The sequence below is a fragment of the Arthrobacter ramosus genome, from assembly GCF_039535095.1.
Classification (GTDB): Bacteria; Actinomycetota; Actinomycetes; order Actinomycetales; family Micrococcaceae; genus Arthrobacter; species Arthrobacter ramosus.
The window spans coordinates 1,007,395-1,026,963 of the sequence record NZ_BAAAWN010000001.1 but is presented as its reverse complement, the minus strand read 5'-3'; the positions used below and the strand labels follow the sequence as shown (position 1 = coordinate 1,026,963).

The window sequence follows — 19,569 nt, the reverse complement described above, 5'->3', positions numbered from 1 at the left end:
ATGACGACGAAAAATCCCAGCGAAAGCAGCAAGGCCAAGGCAGCAACAGCCCCGGATGCGGATGATGGCCGAAAACCGGACAGACCCACCGACATCGCCAAGCCAACCTGGACCTACATAGTCAAGAGGACCTTCCGAGAGTTCGGCAAGGATCAGTGCCCGGATGCCGCCGCGGGGCTGACCTACTACGCGGTGCTTTCCCTTTTCCCTGCCTTGCTTGCGCTCGTCTCCCTGCTCGGTATTTTCGGGCAGGCAGGAAAGAGCACGTCCGCCCTCCTGGACCTCATCCAAGGCATCGCCCCGGGATCCACCATCGACACCATCCGCCAGCCCATTGAAGAGCTCACCACCTCGACATCAGCCGGCTTCGCGCTGATACTCGGTCTCGTCGCTGCCCTGTGGTCTGCGTCCGGATACGTGGGAGCCTTCAGCAGGGCCATGAACCGCGTATACGAAGTGGACGAAGGGCGCGGGTTCATCAAACTCCGGGCAACCATGCTCGGTGTCACCGTGTTCGCGGTGATGCTCGTGGCCGTGATCGCCGGCATGCTCGTGCTCAGCGGACCCGTGGCTGACGCCGCGGGCAGGGCAGTCAACCTTGGCGGAGACCTCCTGACGGTGTGGAGCATCGTGAAATGGCCCGTCGTCATCCTGCTGGTGGTCTTGATCATCGCGGTCCTGTATTACGCCACCCCTAACGTAAAGCAGCCGCGGTTCCGTTGGATGAGCATCGGCTCCTTCATCGCTTTGCTGGCATTCATCCTGGCATCGCTGGGCTTCGGCTTCTACGTGGCCAACTTCAGCAACTACAACAAGACCTACGGTGCAATAGGCGGCGCCATCGTGATGCTCCTGTGGTTATGGATATTGAACATGTCCCTCCTGTTCGGCGCAGAGTTCGACGCCGAAATGGAACGCGGGCGGGAATTGCAGGCAGGAATCGACGCCGAAGAAACCATCCAGCTCCCACCCCGCGGAACCAAGCGCAGCGAGAAACTCGAGAAGCAGGAAGAAGAAGAAATCGTCGACGGCGAGAGGCTTAGCGCGCCCCGGCCTCGCGCGCGGGCCAATCCCATGACTCCGCTTCGCGGGCGATGATCCACGCATCGTATTCGTGGGGCGCCCCGCCGACAACCGTTTTGAACCGGAGACGAACGTTATCGACCCTTGTCACGGACTCTACCCCGCTCATGAAAAGCGGGAATTCCTCAAACCGTATCCACTGTTCATAAGCCAGGCGAACCGGAACGTTGACGCTAATTGACCCATGAACGTCGTTCATGACGCAGACTCCTGTCCTGTATCCGGGTTGGCCGAGGCGGCCCATCGCTCTACGACGTAAACCGGCAGCCATTCTACACAAAAACCATCAGCATGCTTATCTTCTCAACCGAGCACGTGACCGGTTCCCGTAAGGATCGCTCAGAGGGCGCGCCTGCTATCGCTTGAAGTTCGCTGCGTCGAGTGCGGCCTGCAACGAGCTAAGGTAGCCCTCGCTCGTGTAGGTTGCACCTCCCACTGTGTCCACATTGGATGATTGGCTCGATAGCACCTCGGATTTGAGCATCGGCACGGCCTGCTGGTCGATTTCGCCGGACAGGGACCCGACGTCGGTAAGCTGCAGCGGCACGACGTCGGTGATCTTGCCGCCGGATATCACGGCCTGGACCTGCACCGTGCCATACCGGGTCTGGATCTGGCTGCCGTCGAAAGTTCCGTCTTTCGCACCGGGAGCGGCCGGTCCCGGAGGACCGGCGCTGGTACCGGCCGCCGTCGGGCTGTTCGGTCCGGAGAGCGTTCCGGCGCCCGACGGCGGATTGGCCGCCTTCGTTGTGGTGCCGCCGGATACGGAATCAGCTTGGTTTCCGGCATGCCATCCGATCACGAGGACGGCGGCGGAAGCGAGGCCGGCCAGTATGGCGCTGCGGGCTCTCACCAGCTGAACCTTTCGTAGTGGATCCGGAACCGGGGTACGCCTGCCCGTTTTGCGTCCTCGACTACCAGGTCGGTCCAGTCGCGTGGCCCGCACACGAACACGTCGGCGTCCCGGACATGGGGGACGATCGTGGACAGGCTCATCCGGTGGCTGGCCTCGCGGGCCGGCAGCCAGCTGTCGAGGCCCCTCTTCGGCCGGCGCCCCAGCAGGACGTAGAGCGTTGCAGATTTCTTGGTGCACAGTTTCTGGAGCTCGCGGTAAAGGTAGAGGCCCTTCTCGTCCGGCGCCCGAACGATCACCGTCATCTCGCCGGGAGCGAAGTCGCCCTGCTCAAGCAAAGAGATGATGGGCGTAATTCCGATGCCGGCCGCGACAGCGACCGCACGCCGGGTGGTGCGGGCCCGGTCCGTGAAGAGTCCGTAAGGTCCTTCGATGCTTACCCTGGTGCCGATCGGGAGTGCACTCAATTCGGCGGTTCCGCCTCCCAGCTCACGAACGGTGACTTTGAGGCGAAGGATCCCCGGGGCCGCCGAGAGCGAGAAGGGGTGGGCGTGCCACCATAGCCCGCGCGACCAGAAGCGCCAGATGAAGAATTGGCCGCCACGGACCCGCAGGTCAGCTAGTGAACGTCCGGTCATCTCGATGGAGTACACCCCGGGCGCCTCCGTGACGATATTGCTGACCCGAAGGTCGTGGCGCAGAGTCCGGAACACGGGAATGATGAACCGATAGACGAGCAGCGCCGCCGCCACTCCGAAGTAGAGCGTCAGCCAGTAGTAACGCGCCCAGGTTCCATCCGCGAACAATTGCCCGGTGCTGAACTGGTGCGGCAGGGCGGCGAGCACGGCGGCGTACGCAAGGAAGTGGACAACGTGCCACGCCTCGTAGGAAAGCTTCCGCCGGACAAGAACCAGTGAGGTGATCACGACGATCGCCAGCAGCGCATACCCAAGGTATGCGACTTTCATGTCCGGCAGCGAGGTGAACATGTCCCATATTTCTGCAAACACGTTCAATCGCGCCGTCAGCGCGTAGCCGGTCCAAAGCAGCAGCACATGTGAAGAAATGAGGTAAAAGACGGGCTTGCCCATCGTCTGGTGGACCAGCAAAGCCCGGTCGTGGCCAAATGCCCGGTCAATGACCGGGAGCCGTGCTGCCAGGAGGAGTTGGATCAGCATCAGGTCGGTCCCCACGAGTCCGGCGATGATGCCGACGGCGGTAAAGGCGCCCGGGACGGTTTTGAATTCCACCAGTCCGCTGTCTGCCAGAAACAGTGCCAGGACGAGCGCCACCGACAACCAGACCATCGTTTCCAACAAGTCCGCCAAACGAGCCCGGCGCAAATAACGGGCCCGTTGTGGCATCCGCCGCTGGCTGGCCGTCCGGCCCGTTGCTCCAGCCCGGGCCGTCATCTAGTCCGTCCCGCGGTGGCCCATGGTCTGCTCATGCTCGCAATGCTAGGTTCGGGTTCTTAGAACATTCTTCGAAGCCTGGAGACCAAGGCACGAAAGAAGGAACCGGCTGCTGGAGAGTTCCCGGGGTTTCGTCGGATCGGCAGATGCACCACGATGACCGCGCCGGAGGGTTGCGTGCCGATTTCCACCCGGCCTCCGTGTTGCGCGGCCGCTTCCGCCACGAGGGCGAGGCCTAGACCGTAGTGGCGCGGCGCGGCGCCGGCCTCCGGTTCGGCGTCGGCTGGCCGCGCGGTTGCGAACCGCTCGAAGGCCCGCGGTTTGACGTCGTCGGCAAATCCGGGTCCGTCATCGCGCACCGTGATGACCAGAGTCCTCGAGTCTGTAGTTACGCCCACGTCCACCCGTCCCCGGGCGAAACGGACGGCGTTGTCCAGCAACGCCACGAAAAGCCTGCGCAGCGCCGTCGGCGCGGCAGTGATCGCCAGCGCTCCGGCTATTCCGGTTCGTTCAATCGTGACGCCGCGATGCGCGGCGGAGACCGAAAACGACTGGACGACGTCGTCCGCCAGCGCCACGACGTCGACGTCCGTGAGCTCGACCCTCCGTGAATCCGCCGAGATGAGCAGGTCTTCGAGCAGACGAGTCAGTGAGCGCGAATCCTCGATCATGGCGTCTACGTCCGCCTCGATGTTTGCCGGCGGCTCCTGCAATCGAGAGGATGCCACGCGGCGCCGCAGCATTTGCGCCCGCATACTCAGCAGGGTCAGCGGCGTGCGCAGTTCATGGCTTGCATCCGCGACGAATCGCCGTTGCCGGTCGAGAGCCTCGGCCATGGGCCGCATGGTGCGCCGCGCCAACCACACCGCTAGAAGGCTCGCCAACACCACGGCTCCCCCGCAGGTCAGCAGCAGGGCAACGCCCAACCGATTCAGTTCCTCGAGATTCTCGTGACGATCGAACACCGCTTGGACTACCCGGCCTCCGGAATCCGCCGTACGGACGGTGTACGGGCGGCCCGCTATCGAAACGTCCTCCTGGGCGGCGACTCCGTTGGCGGCGACAGCATCGATAGCCTTCAGATCCGGCAGCCCAGACGGCATCCCGGGGGACACAGTCAAGACGCCTTGGTTGGAGATCGCCAGCCAGGTTCCGGCGGGGGCGTCAACGATCGAATCTACGTGTTCGGTGGCGGTGGTCAGAAGGCGTTGGGCTGCGGTGGCCTGGCTCGTGCTGACAATCAACAGCACCGATCCGGCTATCGCCACCAAAAGCAGCACCAGCAAAGCGCCGGTCTGCAGGGCCAACCGCCAGGAGGACCGCTGCAGCTCGTCCTCGGCTTGACCCTTCATGCGAGCGTGCCGATCCGGTAGCCGACCCCGTGGACCGTCCGCACGCTCCCCCGTCCCAGCTTCCGCCGGAGGTAGTGGACATACGTGTCGACCACTCCTGCCTCTTCGGCGTTCGGAAAGACATATTCAAGAATCTCGCCACGCCCGAATACCCGGTTCGGCCAGCGTGCCAGCTCCTCCAGCAAGGCGCTCTCCCGTTCGGACAAGACGACGACGGAACCATCAGACCGGGTCACGCTGCGCGATTCGAGGTCAAAATGCCCACCGGTGATCCGCAGGGTCGTCGCGGTGGTGATATGCCGGCGTCGTAAGGCACGCAAGCGGGCCAGAAGTTCATCGACGTCGAAAGGCTTCGACAGGTAGTCCTCCGCGCCCGCGTCGAGCCCCTCGACCCTGTCTGCAGGATTGCCCAATGCGGAGAGTATGAGCGCGGCCGTCTCGACGCCCTCCCTGCGCAGTTTCGTCAACAGGTTCAACCCGTCCATGACCGGAAGGCCCCGGTCTAGAACCAGGACGTCGAATTCCCCGGTCAGGGCGAGGTGGAGGCCTTTCTGTCCATCTGAAGCGCTGGATACTTCGTAGCCCTCGCCAACCAGCAACTCCTGCAGCATCGCCCGAAGCTCCACGTCATCCTCGACCAGAAGAATGCGCGGCTTCATCTCATTCATAGTCGGAGTATAGGCGTCGGAGCTGGGGCGGATTCCTGACACAGCCTGATGGAACTGCTTCTCAGCCGGATTCCTCCGGCACGTCTGCGGGCCGGACGCTGCGCCGGATGATGCCCAACTGCTCAAGCTGGGCCGACATTCCCGCACCGTCCGGAGAGTAGATCCAGGGGACCCCCGGCGTGGGCGGACCTGCGGACTTCGACCGCCCGCCCGCAAGCACTGCTTCACTAGCGGAGAGCTGGCGGATCGCGATGGCCCTGACGTTCTGCGGATGGCGTTGGGCGAACTCGGCGTAGATGGCCTCGTCGTGCTGTCCGTCGTCGCCGACCAGCAGCCACTTGACGTCGGGGAACTCCGCCGCGAGACGTTCCAGGGAGGTCTTCTTGTGCTCCTGGCCGCTGCGGAACCAGCGGTCCGGGGTGGGACCCCAGTCGGTCAGGAGCTTCGGACCGGCGGGATACAAATTGCGGGACAGGAATCGCGATAGCGTCGGTGCGACGTTCCACGCTCCGGTCGACAGGTACACCACGGGGGCCGAGGGCACCGTCCTTACGATCCGCTCGTAGAGCACAGCCATGCCCGGCGTTGGGGTCCTCGCGTGTTCGTCGAGTACGAAGGTGTTCCAGGCGGCCAGGAACGGGCGGGGCAGCGCCGTGACCATCACGGTGTCGTCGATATCGGAGACGACACCGAAGTCCGTATCGTCCGCGACGATTTGCACCGGGGCTTCCACGATCCTGGATCCGCCGGACTGCACGGTGATTGTATGCCAGCCGGCGTCGAGGGCTACGGGGATACGCACGTCGACGACGCCTCCGCGGTCGGCTTCGACGTCATGGACGGTGCCCGCGATGGTCACGCGGACGGCGGCGTGGGCCACGGGCGCACTCGTGAAATTGCGCCAGCCGCGCATGCCATCCTTCAGCGGTTTGAGCGCACCTGCCTGGCGACCGCTCCCGGTGTCCCGCGGTTCACTGCGGACAATGCGCGCCAACACCCGGACCCAGGACGTGGTGCCGTAACCGGTGTAAGGGATGACGGTCTCCACCCGACCGCGCCGGATCGCGAGACGCGTCTGGAACCTGAGCCAGCCGTCGTCGAGCCTCAGGGCAAGGTGGCGGCGCGCGCCGCTCGGCGGCGTCGGGCTCCCGCTGTCAACGCTGTCGGACAGAGCGCGCGGCTTCACAGGGAGAGGACACATGCGTCCAGTCTGACATGGTCACCCCCTAAGCCTCCGCACCGGCCGTGCGCCGACCGGCGGGCTTGCCGACACCCCAGCCGGGCCGCCGGCCGGAATGGAATCCGTACCCCACGCGGAGCCTGCCGCGCGGCAGGAGTCTTTCTCCCGCCGTGAATCCGCCGTAAAGTCCGCGATAGGCTCCGTCTTGGGCCGTGTAAACGAACGCTTGGAGGCTTTTCCCATGTCGCGAATCATGCGATTCGACCACGTCGGTGTCACCGTTCAGGACCTCGACCACGTGACGGCGTTCTTCGTTGGACTCGGGCTCGAGGTCGAGGGCCGGACGTTCGTGGAGGGCGAGTTCATCGACACCGTCATAGCCATCCCTGATTCCCGTACGGAGATCGTCATGTTGCGGACACCTGACGGAGGAACAGGGGTGGAGCTATCCAGCTTCGCCAGGCCGGACCCCGAGCCGGGATCGCCCGCCGCCATGGCCAACGAACTCGGGCTGCGCAGTCTGTCCTTCGAAGTTGACGATCTTCAGGCCCACGTCGACCGGCTGGCCGCGGAGGGATACGGGTTGGTCGGTGGCATCGGCCAGTATGAGGGAGCCTGGCGCATGGCCTACGTTCGCGGTCCAGAGGGAATCATCGTCGCCCTGGCCGAGCGGATCAACTGACGAGACCCGCTGGTCGTCGCAGCGCCGGTACGACGTGCCCGGTGGTGAACAGCTCGCCTGTTCACCACCGGGCCCAGTCGTCGGAAGGTCAGCGGGCCGCGGTGCCCTCCGTGTAGTCGTCGTCGCTTTGGGCCCAGGAGAACAGCCCGCGGAGCTCGCGGCCGGTGGCCTCGAGCGGGTGTGACTCGGCTTTCTTGCGGCGAGAACGGCCTCCACACTTCCGGGCCGCGTCACGCCGAGCAGGTTTTCGACGCCTCCAACGGACTGCGAGCCCGGGATTCCGGGGTTTGGGAGCAGTCTGGGCGCCAAAAAGGTGCGTGGCGTGACGCGGTGACGAGGCCTACAGCAGGATCGCGTCGGCTTCGACTTCGACCAGAAGGTCGTCGGCTGCCAGGGCGCCGACCTCAACGACGGCGGTCACGGGACGGATGTCGCCGAAGATTTCACCGTGGACGGCGCCGACGGCGTCGAAATCTTCAATATTGGTGAGATAGACCCTGGTGCGTACGACGTCCGCGAATGATCCGCCGGCCTGGATGAGGGCGGTCTCGATGCGGTTGAAGATTTCGCGGGCCTGGGCAGCAGCGTCGTTTCCGCCGACGGCGCCCTTGCTGGAGCCGGCAGTGGTTCCCGCCACGAGGATCTGGTTTCCGACGCGGACAGCGCGGGAGTAGCCGAGGATCGGTTCGCGGGCAGATCCGGAGGAGATGTTCTGGCGCTGGTTCATGGGTTCTCCTGATTGTAGGTTTGCCCGGCTGGTGCAGGCATGGTCGGGCCGCGCCCCCAACAAGGGGCGCGGCTGGCGGGAGCCGGTGACTAGTTGGCGAGGCCGATGGTGACGGCGCCGTCGTTCCAGTTGATCTGGCTGAGCATGCTGGACGGGACACGGAAAACGCGGCCCGGTGCTGCGGGCCACCAAAGCCGCTTCCGGGCGATGACTGCGCCGTTTTGACGCAGCACTACTTCGGGGAACGGGACGTAGGTATCGCTCCGGAGCAGAAGCCGACGGCGGGGCGGCGCCGGATCGTGTTGGCGCAGCAAGGCTGGCGCTACCCACCTGAACGGAGCGTCGGCGGTCAGAGTTAGCGGTGCACCGGCCGGCCGATCGCCCCGGAGGTAGTTGACAACGTGCTCGCCTACGGCAGCGCCGTCGAGGGCCGCCACGTCGGCGGTATCCACCGGGTGGAGCATGTTGCCGATGGCAAAAATGCCGGCCTTGTTGGTCCGCAGGGCGGCGTCCACCAGTGGTGATTTGCTGACGGGATCGATGTCGACGCCGGCGGCCCGGGCGAGTTCATTGTCCGGGATCCAATCGCCGGTGAGGATGACGGTGTCGCAGTCGACGATCCTTCGTTGACCCGTGTCGATGTTCTCGATCTCCACACCCTGAACGTTCGGCTTCCCGATGATCCGTGTGACCCTTGTGCGGGTGGCCACCTTCGTGCCGAAGAACAGCTTTCCGGGTCCGCTGAATAGCCGGTAGGCATCCGCCTTCGGGTATTCGGTGGCCATCAGTACCGTCTTGCATTTGACATGTTTCAAGGTCATCGCAGCCGACCAACTGACCAACTCCGCACCGACGATAACAGCCCGTTTGCCGACCTTTCCGTGCTTAAGGTGGATGATGTTCTGCAGGTGCCCGGTGGTGTAAACACCTTTGCCACGATCGCCAGGGATCAGCCGGGCAGGACGGGGCCGTTCCCTGGCTCCGGTGGCGAGAATGACTACCTCCGCATCGACGCGCACCCGCCCGTCGGGCATGGTGACGTTGACGGAGCGCTCTCCGGCCCAGTCGGTGACCATGGCGTTGGTGAGGATCCTCGCGCCGGCAGCGGTGGCCTGCTCGCGCAGAATACGGGCGTATTTGGGGCCGTCGATGAACTTGCCCATGTCACGGATTCCGTAGCCGGGATGGTCGCTGTGCCGCGGGATGCCGCCAGCAACACTTTCCCGTTCAAGGACGAGGACTTCGCCGCTCACGCGCGGAGCTAATTCGGCTGCGGCGCGCAAGCCGGACGGTCCGGCGCCGATGATCAGGACGGTCGGGGTCAGGACCGTGCCGTTGGTGCTCACTTGGGGACCTCCACGCTGGCAACTTTTGCTTTCGGATTAACTGGGGCGTTGGCGCTCTTGCCGCGGGATTCGAGCAGCTCGCTTACTTCCGCGCCACAGAAGAATCCCTGGCATCGACCGTTTTGGGCGCGGGTCCGGCGGCGCAGCCCGTCCAGTGTGCACGGCGGGATGGGGGAACTGAAGGTGTCGCGGATTTCACCGGCAGTGACACGTTCGCAGAAGCACACGATCTTCCCGTAAGCAGGATCTTCCGCGATCCTCGCTGCGTCTTGGTAAGGGCGGACGAAAGCTTCGCCGATGTTGGGCATGTGTGGTGGTTCGGGCAGGTCGCCGCGCTCGACGAGCTGGATGGCGCCCGATGCCCTGAGGAGTTCGTCGACGTACTCGGCAACGGCGATGCCGGAGGTCAGACCGGTGGAGCGGATGCCGCCGGCGATCACGTATTGCTGCTCCGTGTCGACCTCGATGAGGTAGTCGGGGTAATCGCTGGCTGCGCGTAGCCCGGCATAAGTGGCCGTTACCTCTTCTTCCAGGAGTTTGGGCATGATCTTCTCGCCCTTGCCCCTCAGGAAGGCGAAGCCGCTCTCGGACGTTCCCGTGTCGGTGCGGTCGGTGAGGTCTTCGGCGGTGGGGCCCAGCATCACGTTGCCGTAAATGGTGGGGCTGACCAGCACGCCTTTGCCCAATGCCGTTGGCACCGGCAGAACGATTTTGTCCGCAAGGGGCCGTGCCTGCTTGTCGTACACCAACAGCTCACCGCGTCGGGGGGTCAGGTGGATCCGGTCATAGCCGAAGAGCTGGTCGATCGTGTCCCCGCCCAGCCCGGCGGCGTTGATCACCCAGCGGGCGCTGATCCGGTCGATGCTTGTGTAAAGGTGCGTGACGCCGTCGACCCTCTCGATGCTGGCAACGCGACGTCGGAGCAGGAGTTCCGTCCCCCGCTGCACAGCTTCAGTGGCGAGGGCAAGGTTGGTAGTCCAGGTGCAAATGATGGACTCGTCCGGGACGGAGAGCCCGGCCAGGGCGCCCTCGCCCAGGTGCGGCAGGAGCCGGTAGATTTCCGCCGCGTCGATGATTTCGGTCTTGGCGTATGCGTTCTGTTCGGCCTTTACCTTCAGGCCAGGCAGGGCGTCGCGCTGCTCGTCATCCCACGCCACAAGGATGGCGCCGGTGTGTTCGACCGGAATTCCCGTCTGCTTGGCGTAGTCGGAGAGCAAGTGGTACCCCTCGTGCACCATCCTCGACTCAAGGGTTCCGGGCTTGGCGTCGAATCCTGTGTGCAGGATCGCCGTGTTGGCCTTGCTCGTCCCGTCCCCTACGTCTTCGCGCGCGTCGAGGAGCGCGACGCTGAGCCGGTACCCGGCCAGCTTCCGTGCGATGGCTGAGCCCACAATACCGGCGCCGATCACGGCGACATCGTAGGTTTTGTTCTGGGTGTTGCTCATTCGGGTGTTCTCCTTCGTCACCGGGTTGCATCGACGGCGGTTGCCCACCGTGCGCGGAACTCGGCTGCTTGGTCTGCCGACCACTTCGGTTCATAGACAGTGCTGGGGCTCCAGGGAACGACGGCGTCCTGGAGTGGGAGGGATGGTTCAAGGGCCACTCTGGCCAGGGCTGCCGCACCCAGGGGTGTGGCGTGCTGGGAAGGGTACACGTCGATCGCTATCTGCATGAGATCGGCGACCGCCTGCATCAGAACACGGCTTTGCGTCAGCCCGCCGTCGGCCCGCAGCCGCTGGAGCGGAGTGCCGATGTCGGTTGCGACGAGGGAGCCCAGCTCGGCGACCTGCGCGGCGATGCCCTGCAGCACGGCGAGCACGATGTGTTCCGGTCCGGTGGAGAGGGTCATTCCCGTGAGGGAGGCTTTGGATTCGGGGCTCCACCATGGTGCAGCCAGGCCGGCGAAGGCCGGGACGCTGAGCACGCCGCCGGAGTCGGCGGCAGCTACGACGTCGAGCTCTGAAGCCGACTTGATGAAGCCCATTCCTTGGAGCCACCTGACGGCGGAGGCTGCCGTGTATACCTGTCCGTCAAAGCAGTAGGTGGGCTTGTCTTTGACGGTCCAGGCAACCGATGCGGCGAGTCCGGCCGTTGAGCGTGTTGCCGATGTTCCCGTGTTGGCCAGCAGGAACGCGCCCGTACCGAAGGTGCACTTCGCTTCGCCGGTTTCGAGGCAGTTCTCGGCCAGGAGGGCCGCCTGCTGATCCACGATGAGGCCGCCGACGGCCATCAACCCGCCGAAGGCACTCGTTGAGCCTGCGATCGCGTCGGACGGCAGAATCGTGGGCAGCTTTTCGTCGCCGAGTTCGAACAGATCCAGCAGTTCATGGTCCCATTCCGTGCTGTCCAGGTCGGTCGTCAGGGACCGGCTGGCGGTGCTGACGTCGGTGACGAATTCCCCGGTCAGCTGGTGGATGAGCCAGCTGTCGGAGGTGGTGACCACACCGTCCCGGGTGACGTTTTTCCGGATCCAGGCCTGCTTGGGGGCGGAGAAGTACGGGTCGAGGATAAGTCCGGTGCGGCTTGCGAATTCCTCCCGATGGTCCGCCAGGCCGGCGCAGATGCTTTCGGCGCGCCGGTCCTGCCACACGATCATGTTGGAGAGCGGCTTGCCGCTACCGGGGTCCCAGGCTAGGACGGTTTCGCCTTGGTTGGCGATGGTGACGATATCGATCAAGGCACCGGACTGTGTGACGGCGGCCTTACCGGTTTCGAGGACGGAGTCGAGCAGTTCCTGCGGGTCCTGTTCGACACCGCTGCCGGGCAGGTAATGCGGCCGGACTGTTTGTTCGGCCAGGCCCAGGATTTTCCCGCTCCCGTCGACGACAACGGCTTTGGTTCCGGACGTGCCCTGGTCAATGGATAGAACGGTGGTCACTTGCCCTGCGCCCTTTCGGAATGTTTGGCGTCGGCGTCGAGCTCGGCATCGATCGAGTGCAGATCGGGCATGGCGAGTCCGGACGGACCGCCGCGTCGGATCAGCAGGAAGACCAGGTAGACAGCGCCGATTGCGACCATGATGGCCACGTAAAGCCAGGAGTTGATGAAGGATGCGTCCCTGAAAATAGACAGCATGAAGATCAGCCACACGGCGGCGAGGATGATGACGGGTACCTCGAACTTGCCCAAGGTGAATCCCTTGCTTGGGGGAAGGCTCTTGCGCTTGAGGATATACAGCAGGACCGTGGAAGCGTAGATGACCGCAGGGAGCAGGGTAGCGGCACCAAAGAGGCTGAAGAGCGCGTCGGTCTGGAAGGCGAAGAGGCCGAGGATCAGCTCGCCAAGGACAAACATGAGCCCGGTTGCCGCCGTCGGGGTTCCGAAGCGCGGTGACACCTTGCGCCACACGGCGTGGCCCGGGAATCTGTCGTCGCGGGACATCGCCCAAACGAGCCGGACTCCGGTCATGAGGATCACCATGCCGCAGGCAAAGATTGCGATGACGACCATCACCAGCAGCGCGGTGCCTACGACCGGCCCGAGAACACGGTTGATGACGTCGGCAACCGGAGTTCCGGACCCGGCCAGGGTCGCGGGATCGCCGGCCAGCATGGTGATGGCCAGGAGGAAGAAGAAGCCCAGGATGCCTGAAGCGAGGACGGCTTGCCACATAGCGCGGGGCACCACCCTGGCAGGGTCCTTGGTTTCTTCGGCGAGGTTGGCGGCGGACTCGAATCCCACGATCGTGAACGCGCCCAGCAATGTCCCCATCATCCAAGGCCCCACGTGGAGCAAGGACCCGACGCTGAAGTAATCCTGCGCCGGGAGGGAACCCGTGGAGAACAGATTGCCCACGTTCAATTCCTTGGCCACTGCGCCGACGACGATGAGCAACACGACAAGCAGGATCATGCCGATGAGTTCGGCCGAGACGGCGAAGTTGTTCACCCGTTCTGTCCAGCGCGTGGAAAACGCAACCAACAGGGCCTGCAAGGCCAGCACAATGCTGGTGATCACCCAGGCGTTCGCAGGGGTTCCCTCGTAGCCGAGGAGAACAGGCAGGACGGTTGACGCGATGGTGTAGTCGACTGCGACCACCACGATTGCGAGGAACGTGAAGGAGATCCAGCCCATGATCCAACCCAGTACCGGGTTGGCCAGGCGCGACATCCACTGGTAGGAGTAGCCGGTCACAGGGATGCGGGCGGCCAACGAGCCGAAAATAAGAGCGACCATGAGTTGCCCGACCGTGACGATCGGCCAGGTCCAGATGCCCGCAGGCCCGGAGCTGTTGAGAACTGCGCCATAGGTGGTGAAGATGCCCGTGGCGATGGAAACGAACGCGAAAGCGACAGCAAAAGAGGCAAATCTGCCCGTGCCGCGCTTCATTTCCTGCTTGTAGCCGTACTCTGCAACGTTGGTGTCCGTGCCCGGCACGATACTGCCTGTTGGTGGAGGGTTGTGTGTCATTGGAGCGGGGATCCTTCGATAAGTGCCCGTCGGAGCGTCGTTGCTGGGTTAGGCCGGGCGCGGGGTGTTGGTTCGTTGGAATTGCTTGTTCCTTGGTGCCTCATGTTCACGGCGACATGACAGCGGCCGGATGAGGCCTACGGGGCGCTGGGAGCCACGTGCGTTGGAATCGCATCCACGCTTATGTGGATTTATGAGGATTCATAAGGAAAAGTATGGATCCACGAGGGCTGCGCGTCAAGGGGTAATTGTTGCGGGCGTCACAATCGCCCTATTTTTCCTTGGTTTCATGCGGATTCGCGGCAAAAATCGACCAAATCACTGTCCACATAATTCCACGAGCTGCCTCCTTAAATGGAGATGCCCCGCACTTTCGTGCGGGGCATCTCCACGGCGCAACCAGAGCAGGCCCGGACTCGATTGGTACGAGCCGGCTCAGGAGTCGCGCGGTGTCGGCGGGAAACTAGCTCGACACCTCACGCGGCTCCCCGCCTTGGACGACTTCAATGCCTGCGTCCTTCAGGGAGTTGATCCGGGCACTGCTGACCCTGCTGTCCGTGATTACCCCTTTGATTTCGTCAAGGTCGCAGACATGGCGGACAGCAATCCGTCCCAGTTTGTCACCAACTGCCAGGACATAAGTCTTCGCTGACTTCTCAATCATCAGTTGCTTGATTGCCACATCCTCAGACGAATAGTCCGTGAGGCCCGCCCGGACATCCACTCCCCCGGCGCCAAGAAAGGCCCAGTTCGCATTGAAGCTTCGAACCTGGGCAAGGGCGTCGGGACCGTATGTGGTCATTTCGCCTGCTCGGACGCGACCGCCAAGCACATACAGTTCAACATCCGGACGGTCACTGAGGATGGATCCCACCACCAGGCTATTCGTGATGACTATGCCGTGGAATGTTGGAGGCAATGCCCTCGCCGCAGCTTCCACAGTGGTTCCGACGTCGAGAAAGATTGTGTCGGTGTCACCGATAAGCGCGGCGGCCGCAGCCCCGATTTCGCCCTTCTCCTGCGGGTTTTCCATTGAGCGGTTGGCCCTGTCGGGTTCGCTCTCCGTCACTTTGACAGGAGGCATCGCTCCGCCGTGGATGCGCTTGAGCTCCCCGGACCTTTCCAAAGCCATAAGGTCCCTGCGCACGGTTTCGCCGGAGACAGACATCATGGCTGCAATGTCGGCGGGCCTCAGGAAATCCCCTTCGCTGACGAGTTCCAGGATTCTTCGGCGCCTGACCTCGGGGGGCTGCTTCATTGGACTAACCATCGCCTTCAGTGCCCTCTACTAGTTGGCTCCTGCCCGGCTTGACCGGTGTGCCGATGCGTCGACTGGACACCTTCGTCCAGCGGGAGCACCCATGCAGGATGCAATTCTGTGTGTATCATACGAATTTGCAACAATTTCCACAACTTGCCAACCGGCCTAGAGTCCCGAGGCGTGTGTGGTTTCCGTGCGGTTGGCCCGGTTTCAGGCACAAGAAAAGCCCTCCCACCCAGCGTTTCCGCAGGTCAAAGGGCCTTCATTGTGGAGCTAAGGAGATTCGAACTCCTGACCTCTTCTCATGGGACGGCACATTTCGGTGTCTGCCAAAGGCTTGCAATGTGTCGATAATCCGCGGAATCTAGCGGTTTTCCTTGCTTGGCACGGTCGCTGATATGTCATCGCTTTTCCTCGTTTCCGTGGGGTAACCGTGTGGCGAACATAGAGCCAGCTCGGCCGTCGCAACCGTCCCGTGGCCTTGTGAGCTTGCGATCGGGCGCGTGACCCTCTCTAAGATGTCGGAAGACCGGCGATTCGGAGAGTGGCACTTCGCCCCTTGAGGGTGTGGTGCGGCGCAGCTGGTGGGCCGAGTAGTGGACAAGGAATCCAACCGGCGCACTTCCTCCAGACATGACCTTTCCCAGGCCAGAGGGTACGGCACCTCGCCTTCGACGGGAGGCAGCGCCAGGACGGCAAGGGACTGCCGTCCGTCGCAAACGGACGACTACCCCGATCTCATCAAACAGAGCCTTCGCAAGCCGCTCCCCCAAGTTCGTATGTATCGACAGATCCCTTGCGATTCCGGAGAGTCAAGTCAGTTGAATCCAAACCCAAAGAGCTTCTGCTCATCGCTAGCGTCGCTCAGACGAATATTCAGCAGATAGGGTTCCTCATCGAAGGCCCCACCGGAATCTGAAATGGCCGACGTCAGCGCGTCCGAGTTCATGGTCACTATGTACTGGAACCCTCGCTCTTCGGCCAGCCGCGCACCGATGTTGAGGCAGCTGGCTATCTGTTCGGAGTCCACCGGATCAAAGAGTGCGCTGTCATGAATCAAGAAACCGAGCGAATGTCCTGTCTTAGCAGCCATACACATGGTGACCATGTCCATGACGAAAGTCTTAACGGAGGAAATTCCTGCGCTTCCATCGGCGGCGATCTCAGGATTGACCAAGAAGTTGCCCTGCTTCGGGGATACGCCAAGATCCAGGCTCGCTCGCTTCGTTCTTCCAGTGCCATGACCGTATATTTCAGCTGCAAGGTCGCCGAATAGGGCACGTGCTCCGTCCAGCAGCGTTTCCTGTTCGGCCACTTCAAGGCGCATCCTGCGTTTGTTCTCAACCGCTCTAGCGTCATGATCTTCACTTAGGTTCTCAAGCTTTTCGGCCATCTTGAGCCTGTCTTCGATACCCGCTATCTCAGCATGCAGATGTGCAAATGATGCCTGTGCCGCCAGGTATGTACCCACAGCCACAGACTCTTGCAGGAGGACAAGCAAAGACGATCGCTCGGTGTCCTGTTCCCGCCGGCGTCTCTGCACAGAAAGCAGCGATTCGGACGTCGTGCTGCGCTCATTCTGCAGGAACAGTTTGCGGTTACGAACAACAGAAGCGTGAAAAGCTTGGACATCGTCAAACCTCTTGAGTACGACTTCTGAAAAAACGATGCCAGCCTCGCTGTATACGGCCTGCGTGGCCCGGCTCAGTCGATCGGTCGCCTCCGGCTGCGTTTCTTCATCAAGAGCACGATCCAAGTCCGCGAGCTTCCGCCGCAGGATCAGTTCCTGCTCGTTAAGGTCGCGGATCTCAACGCTGAGGGCATTGGCCCGAGTCTGGTGTTCTTGATATCGCTCCTCTACTCGGAAATTGGAGATTTCCAGTGCGGACTCGTCCCGCTCACGGCGCGCGGTGACAAGTCGACCTCTGAGGCCGGCAACGTCAAGTTTGAGGTCTGCGAGCGCACCGTCCTTGGCCGCCTGGTTCAAGGCCTTCTGCTGTTTGTCGAGACGTGCGACTTCGCCCGCCCCTGCGGCGATGCTTGCATCCAGACCGAATAGGAGCGCGTACCGGCAACCGGACTCCCAGTCGGACTCGGTGGGATGAACTTTGGTGGGGAGGAACTCCGTACGCACAAACTGTCCAACGAGCTGACCCACAGTTGGTCTGTCGAGACCCTCGGGGATACGGAAAACGTACAAGGACAGCAGAGCCGTCCATTCGCTGACGCTTATCGGCTTGTCAGGGGCACGGGACCATCCGTCTATACGCACCTTTGTTGAATCAAATGCTCGTCGTACCGTTACGCGTTCCGGTGTTCCGTCGCGGCCAGGCATCTCGAAGAGACCGAAGAATTCATAGCCGGTGAGTTCCGGGGCCTTTGCCAGTTTGGTCGGCTTATTGCCGCCAAGAAGATACCGGACAATCAGGGCCATGGCAGTCTTGCCCGTCCCATTTCGTGAGTCCCCAACACCAGCGGCCCGGGTTTTGTAGGCTGTCAGCAGATTCAGCCGAGAGCCCTCATGAAAATCGACGGAACGAAAACGTGGGTCGGTCGAACCTAATCTAATGAGTCGCATGGGGAATCCTCACGACAAGTCCATCACCATTGAGCTCGATGGCTCCTATCGAGTAAAGCATTGCGAGGGATAGGGAGAACCAATCGAAACTGATCGGCTCCCGAAGGCCACGCGCGATACGAACCTGCTTGGTAGCCTCGAAAGTCGAGTTCACGGACCTTGGCTGCCGCAGAACTTCAAGCGCTTGACTGCCCAATGTGACCAGAGCGCGCTGCGGACTAATCCCCTTCGTGGGAAGTATCATACTTGCTCCATAGTCCAATTCTCCGGGGGCAATTCAAAGATGTCGCATTCATCGAAGAAGAATGCTGTCACCGCGTATACCGCGTTAGCCAGATCGTCGTCCAGCCGGAAGTTCTGCCCACCAAGGCTGATGTACAACCTTTCGACCACTTCGTTTGAGTTCGTTGCGCTCCTACGGACATCCAAGTAGATTTCCCGAAATCTAACTCCTTGAGCGTCACGCAAGGTTGGATCGCTATGTCCTGCGAACCAATCGCGTATCGCCGGCATGTGCACGCGAGCGTTGCTGAACTCCAGCTGAACACGCCTCGAAAGCTTATTGAATTCCATTTTCTGCGGCGGGACGGCACCCTCTGGAGCGTCTTCAGTCCCCTGCAGACCAGCTTGTCCTAGCTTGTCCAGCAGAGGCACTAGATCCTGCAACTGAATGTTCTGGGCGTGGGGGACTCCGGGAAATATCTTGTCCAGCTCAGGAGCCGTCAACGGGAGGAGCAGTTCATTCCAGAACCGATCCCGGTCGAATGAAGTAGCTTTGATGGCCCGGACGGAACCAATTTTATGTTCCCGGTTGATGCTGATTAGGGCTTGAGTGGCCAACGGACCCATTCCAACGTTCGAGACAAACCGCCAACTGCCAAAGGTTGGCCACATTTCCTTAGCGCGAGTGAAATCGGACGCCACTTTCACCGCCAAAGCCTTTTCGGAAGCGCGGTTGGGCAAGTAGCCGAAACATGCATAGGCGATATCGCCGTCCCCCGTGATGCCGTCGCACCCAAAGTCCCCGAGCTGCCCTTTGGGCAAAGGGTTGATGAAGTCGGGCCCGTGAATGATGCTGAGAGCCTGTGTCACGTAATGCTCAAAATCTGTTCCCTGCGACTGAGCGAAGCGGTCATCATGGCAGCAGCGATACCAATCGCTCCAGGCAGACGTAGCCCCTGTATGCGGCAACACGCCACCCCCTCACTAAGCACGATCGGACAAGCCTATCGGTATCCCGCGTCGGAAATTGAAAAACGCTATGGAGCAGCTACCTGACGCATCAGCTACATCGCATGGCGCTGTCATCATCGACGCAAGTTCTTACTTACGGTCGGCAGCGTGGACCAAACGCGGCGGCGCTTCTGTCATGCATTTCGCCACCGAACCAACCCCAGGAACGATTGAGGTTCATCACCAAGTCGCTGCCAGAATGTCCTCATGACCCCGCGCACCTTCGACCTCGGCTCCACTTGGCATCTCCCGTCCACCCGGGAGCAAGTGTGGGCCATCATCGCGGACATCGACATGAGCTGGCCCAAGTGGTGGCCGCATTGCAGCTTTGCCGCGCCGCTGGTTCGCACCGATCCAGCCAGCAGTGCCCAGGAAGATATCCTCAAGGCAACAACCGCATTCCTCAACTTCAAGGCCTCGCTCGGCTACACCCTCACGATCAGTATCCATCCGACGAAGGTCACCACCCCGAGCGAAATTGACTTCGACGCCGGCGGCCATCTCGACGGCACCGGAAAGGTCACTCTCACCCCTGAGGCCAAGGGCACAGCCACGCGCATGGACATCGAATGGAAGGTCTGCCCCACCCAGCGATGGATGACTTTCCTGGCTCCAATAGCGGCCCCAGCCTTCACCGCCGCCCACGCCCTCATGATGCGCGAAGGAGAAAGGGGCTTGATCGGGGCGCTGGCGAAGGCGACTCCGCCGGACTCAGAGTAGACCCGTCTACAAGTTAACTAGCCACGTCATCACAACGGTTTTACCATGGAATAGGTCAGCTTAG

Annotated in this window: 18 protein-coding genes and 1 pseudogene; 3 read left to right on the top strand and 16 right to left on the bottom strand. The window is 62.2% G+C overall.

Annotation, left to right across the window (positions count from 1 at the left end; translation table 11 throughout):
* A complete protein-coding gene (locus ABD742_RS04895) occupies window positions 1–1,098 on the top strand; it encodes a YihY/virulence factor BrkB family protein (RefSeq protein ID WP_234748536.1) in 1,098 nt (365 codons plus the stop codon).
* Here the strand turns inward: ABD742_RS04895 and ABD742_RS24295 are convergent.
* The 6 genes from ABD742_RS24295 to ABD742_RS04870 all read right to left on the bottom strand — a co-directional run bounded on the left by ABD742_RS24295 (window position 1,040) and on the right by ABD742_RS04870 (window position 6,569).
* The gene (locus ABD742_RS24295; RefSeq protein ID WP_376940492.1) at window positions 1,040–1,282 is read right to left on the bottom strand and encodes an SRPBCC family protein; all 243 of its coding nucleotides are present in this window, start codon (window positions 1,280–1,282) and stop codon (window positions 1,040–1,042) included. The genes ABD742_RS04895 and ABD742_RS24295 overlap by 59 nt on opposite strands.
* A 156-nt stretch (window positions 1,283–1,438) precedes the next feature.
* A complete protein-coding gene (locus ABD742_RS04890; RefSeq protein WP_234748538.1) occupies window positions 1,439–1,936 on the bottom strand; it encodes an FMN-binding protein in 498 nt (165 codons plus the stop codon).
* On the bottom strand, window positions 1,933–3,243 hold the full coding sequence (locus ABD742_RS04885; RefSeq protein WP_234748540.1) for a ferredoxin reductase family protein: 1,311 nt from the start codon (window positions 3,241–3,243) through the stop codon (window positions 1,933–1,935). Before ABD742_RS04885 ends, ABD742_RS04890 begins: the two co-directional genes overlap by 4 nt.
* 164 nt (window positions 3,244–3,407) lie before the next feature.
* The gene (locus ABD742_RS04880) at window positions 3,408–4,700 is read right to left on the bottom strand and encodes a sensor histidine kinase (protein ID WP_234748542.1); all 1,293 of its coding nucleotides are present in this window, start codon (window positions 4,698–4,700) and stop codon (window positions 3,408–3,410) included.
* Window positions 4,697–5,368, bottom strand: a complete 672-nt coding sequence (locus tag ABD742_RS04875; RefSeq protein WP_234748544.1) for a response regulator transcription factor — start codon at window positions 5,366–5,368, stop codon at window positions 4,697–4,699. Before ABD742_RS04875 ends, ABD742_RS04880 begins: the two co-directional genes overlap by 4 nt.
* A 61-nt stretch (window positions 5,369–5,429) precedes the next feature.
* Window positions 5,430–6,569 (bottom strand): App1 family protein phosphatidate phosphatase, encoded by a 1,140-nt coding sequence (locus tag ABD742_RS04870; protein ID WP_234748546.1) that lies wholly within the window; start codon window positions 6,567–6,569, stop codon window positions 5,430–5,432.
* A gap of 220 nt (window positions 6,570–6,789) precedes the next feature.
* Here ABD742_RS04870 and ABD742_RS04865 point away from each other — a divergent pair, with 220 nt between their 5' ends.
* Window positions 6,790–7,230: a VOC family protein gene (locus tag ABD742_RS04865; RefSeq protein ID WP_234748548.1), complete on the top strand. Its 441-nt coding sequence runs from the start codon at window positions 6,790–6,792 to the stop codon at window positions 7,228–7,230.
* Window positions 7,231–7,318: 88 nt separating this feature from the next.
* Here ABD742_RS04865 and ABD742_RS04860 read toward each other — a convergent pair.
* The 10 genes and pseudogenes from ABD742_RS04860 to ABD742_RS04820 all read right to left on the bottom strand — a co-directional run.
* Window positions 7,319–7,429 (bottom strand): annotated as a pseudogene (locus ABD742_RS04860) (ketol-acid reductoisomerase); the annotation flags it as partial.
* 141 nt (window positions 7,430–7,570) lie between these two features.
* A complete protein-coding gene (locus ABD742_RS04855) occupies window positions 7,571–7,957 on the bottom strand; it encodes a RidA family protein (protein WP_234748550.1) in 387 nt (128 codons plus the stop codon).
* An 89-nt stretch (window positions 7,958–8,046) separates the two neighbouring features.
* Window positions 8,047–9,303 (bottom strand): NAD(P)/FAD-dependent oxidoreductase, encoded by a 1,257-nt coding sequence (locus ABD742_RS04850; protein WP_234748552.1) that lies wholly within the window; start codon window positions 9,301–9,303, stop codon window positions 8,047–8,049.
* A complete protein-coding gene (locus tag ABD742_RS04845; RefSeq protein WP_234748554.1) occupies window positions 9,300–10,748 on the bottom strand; it encodes an NAD(P)/FAD-dependent oxidoreductase in 1,449 nt (482 codons plus the stop codon). Before ABD742_RS04845 ends, ABD742_RS04850 begins: the two co-directional genes overlap by 4 nt.
* A 17-nt stretch (window positions 10,749–10,765) precedes the next feature.
* The gene (locus ABD742_RS04840; protein WP_234748555.1) at window positions 10,766–12,181 is read right to left on the bottom strand and encodes an FGGY family carbohydrate kinase; all 1,416 of its coding nucleotides are present in this window, start codon (window positions 12,179–12,181) and stop codon (window positions 10,766–10,768) included.
* Complete coding sequence (locus tag ABD742_RS04835) at window positions 12,178–13,713, bottom strand: amino acid permease (protein ID WP_234748556.1); 1,536 nt, start codon at window positions 13,711–13,713, stop codon at window positions 12,178–12,180. Before ABD742_RS04835 ends, ABD742_RS04840 begins: the two co-directional genes overlap by 4 nt.
* A gap of 463 nt (window positions 13,714–14,176) precedes the next feature.
* A complete protein-coding gene (locus ABD742_RS04830) occupies window positions 14,177–14,971 on the bottom strand; it encodes a DeoR/GlpR family DNA-binding transcription regulator (RefSeq protein WP_234748557.1) in 795 nt (264 codons plus the stop codon).
* An 820-nt stretch (window positions 14,972–15,791) separates the two neighbouring features.
* Window positions 15,792–17,552, bottom strand: coding sequence for an ABC-three component system protein (locus ABD742_RS04825; RefSeq protein WP_234748558.1), 1,761 nt, complete (start codon window positions 17,550–17,552; stop codon window positions 15,792–15,794).
* Entirely contained in the window at window positions 17,539–17,796 is a 258-nt protein-coding gene (locus ABD742_RS24290; protein ID WP_372460879.1) for an ABC-three component system middle component 6, read from the bottom strand. The genes ABD742_RS04825 and ABD742_RS24290 overlap by 14 nt, the downstream gene beginning before the upstream one ends.
* Window positions 17,793–18,746 carry an ABC-three component system protein gene (locus ABD742_RS04820; protein WP_234748559.1) on the bottom strand — a complete coding sequence of 318 codons (954 nt, stop codon included), beginning with the start codon at window positions 18,744–18,746 and terminating at the stop codon, window positions 17,793–17,795. The genes ABD742_RS24290 and ABD742_RS04820 overlap by 4 nt, the downstream gene beginning before the upstream one ends.
* Window positions 18,747–18,992: 246 nt before the next feature.
* Between ABD742_RS04820 and ABD742_RS04815 the strand changes: the two genes are divergently transcribed.
* The gene (locus tag ABD742_RS04815) at window positions 18,993–19,505 is read left to right on the top strand and encodes an SRPBCC family protein (RefSeq protein WP_234748560.1); all 513 of its coding nucleotides are present in this window, start codon (window positions 18,993–18,995) and stop codon (window positions 19,503–19,505) included.
* The last annotated feature ends 64 nt before the right edge of the window (window positions 19,506–19,569 follow it).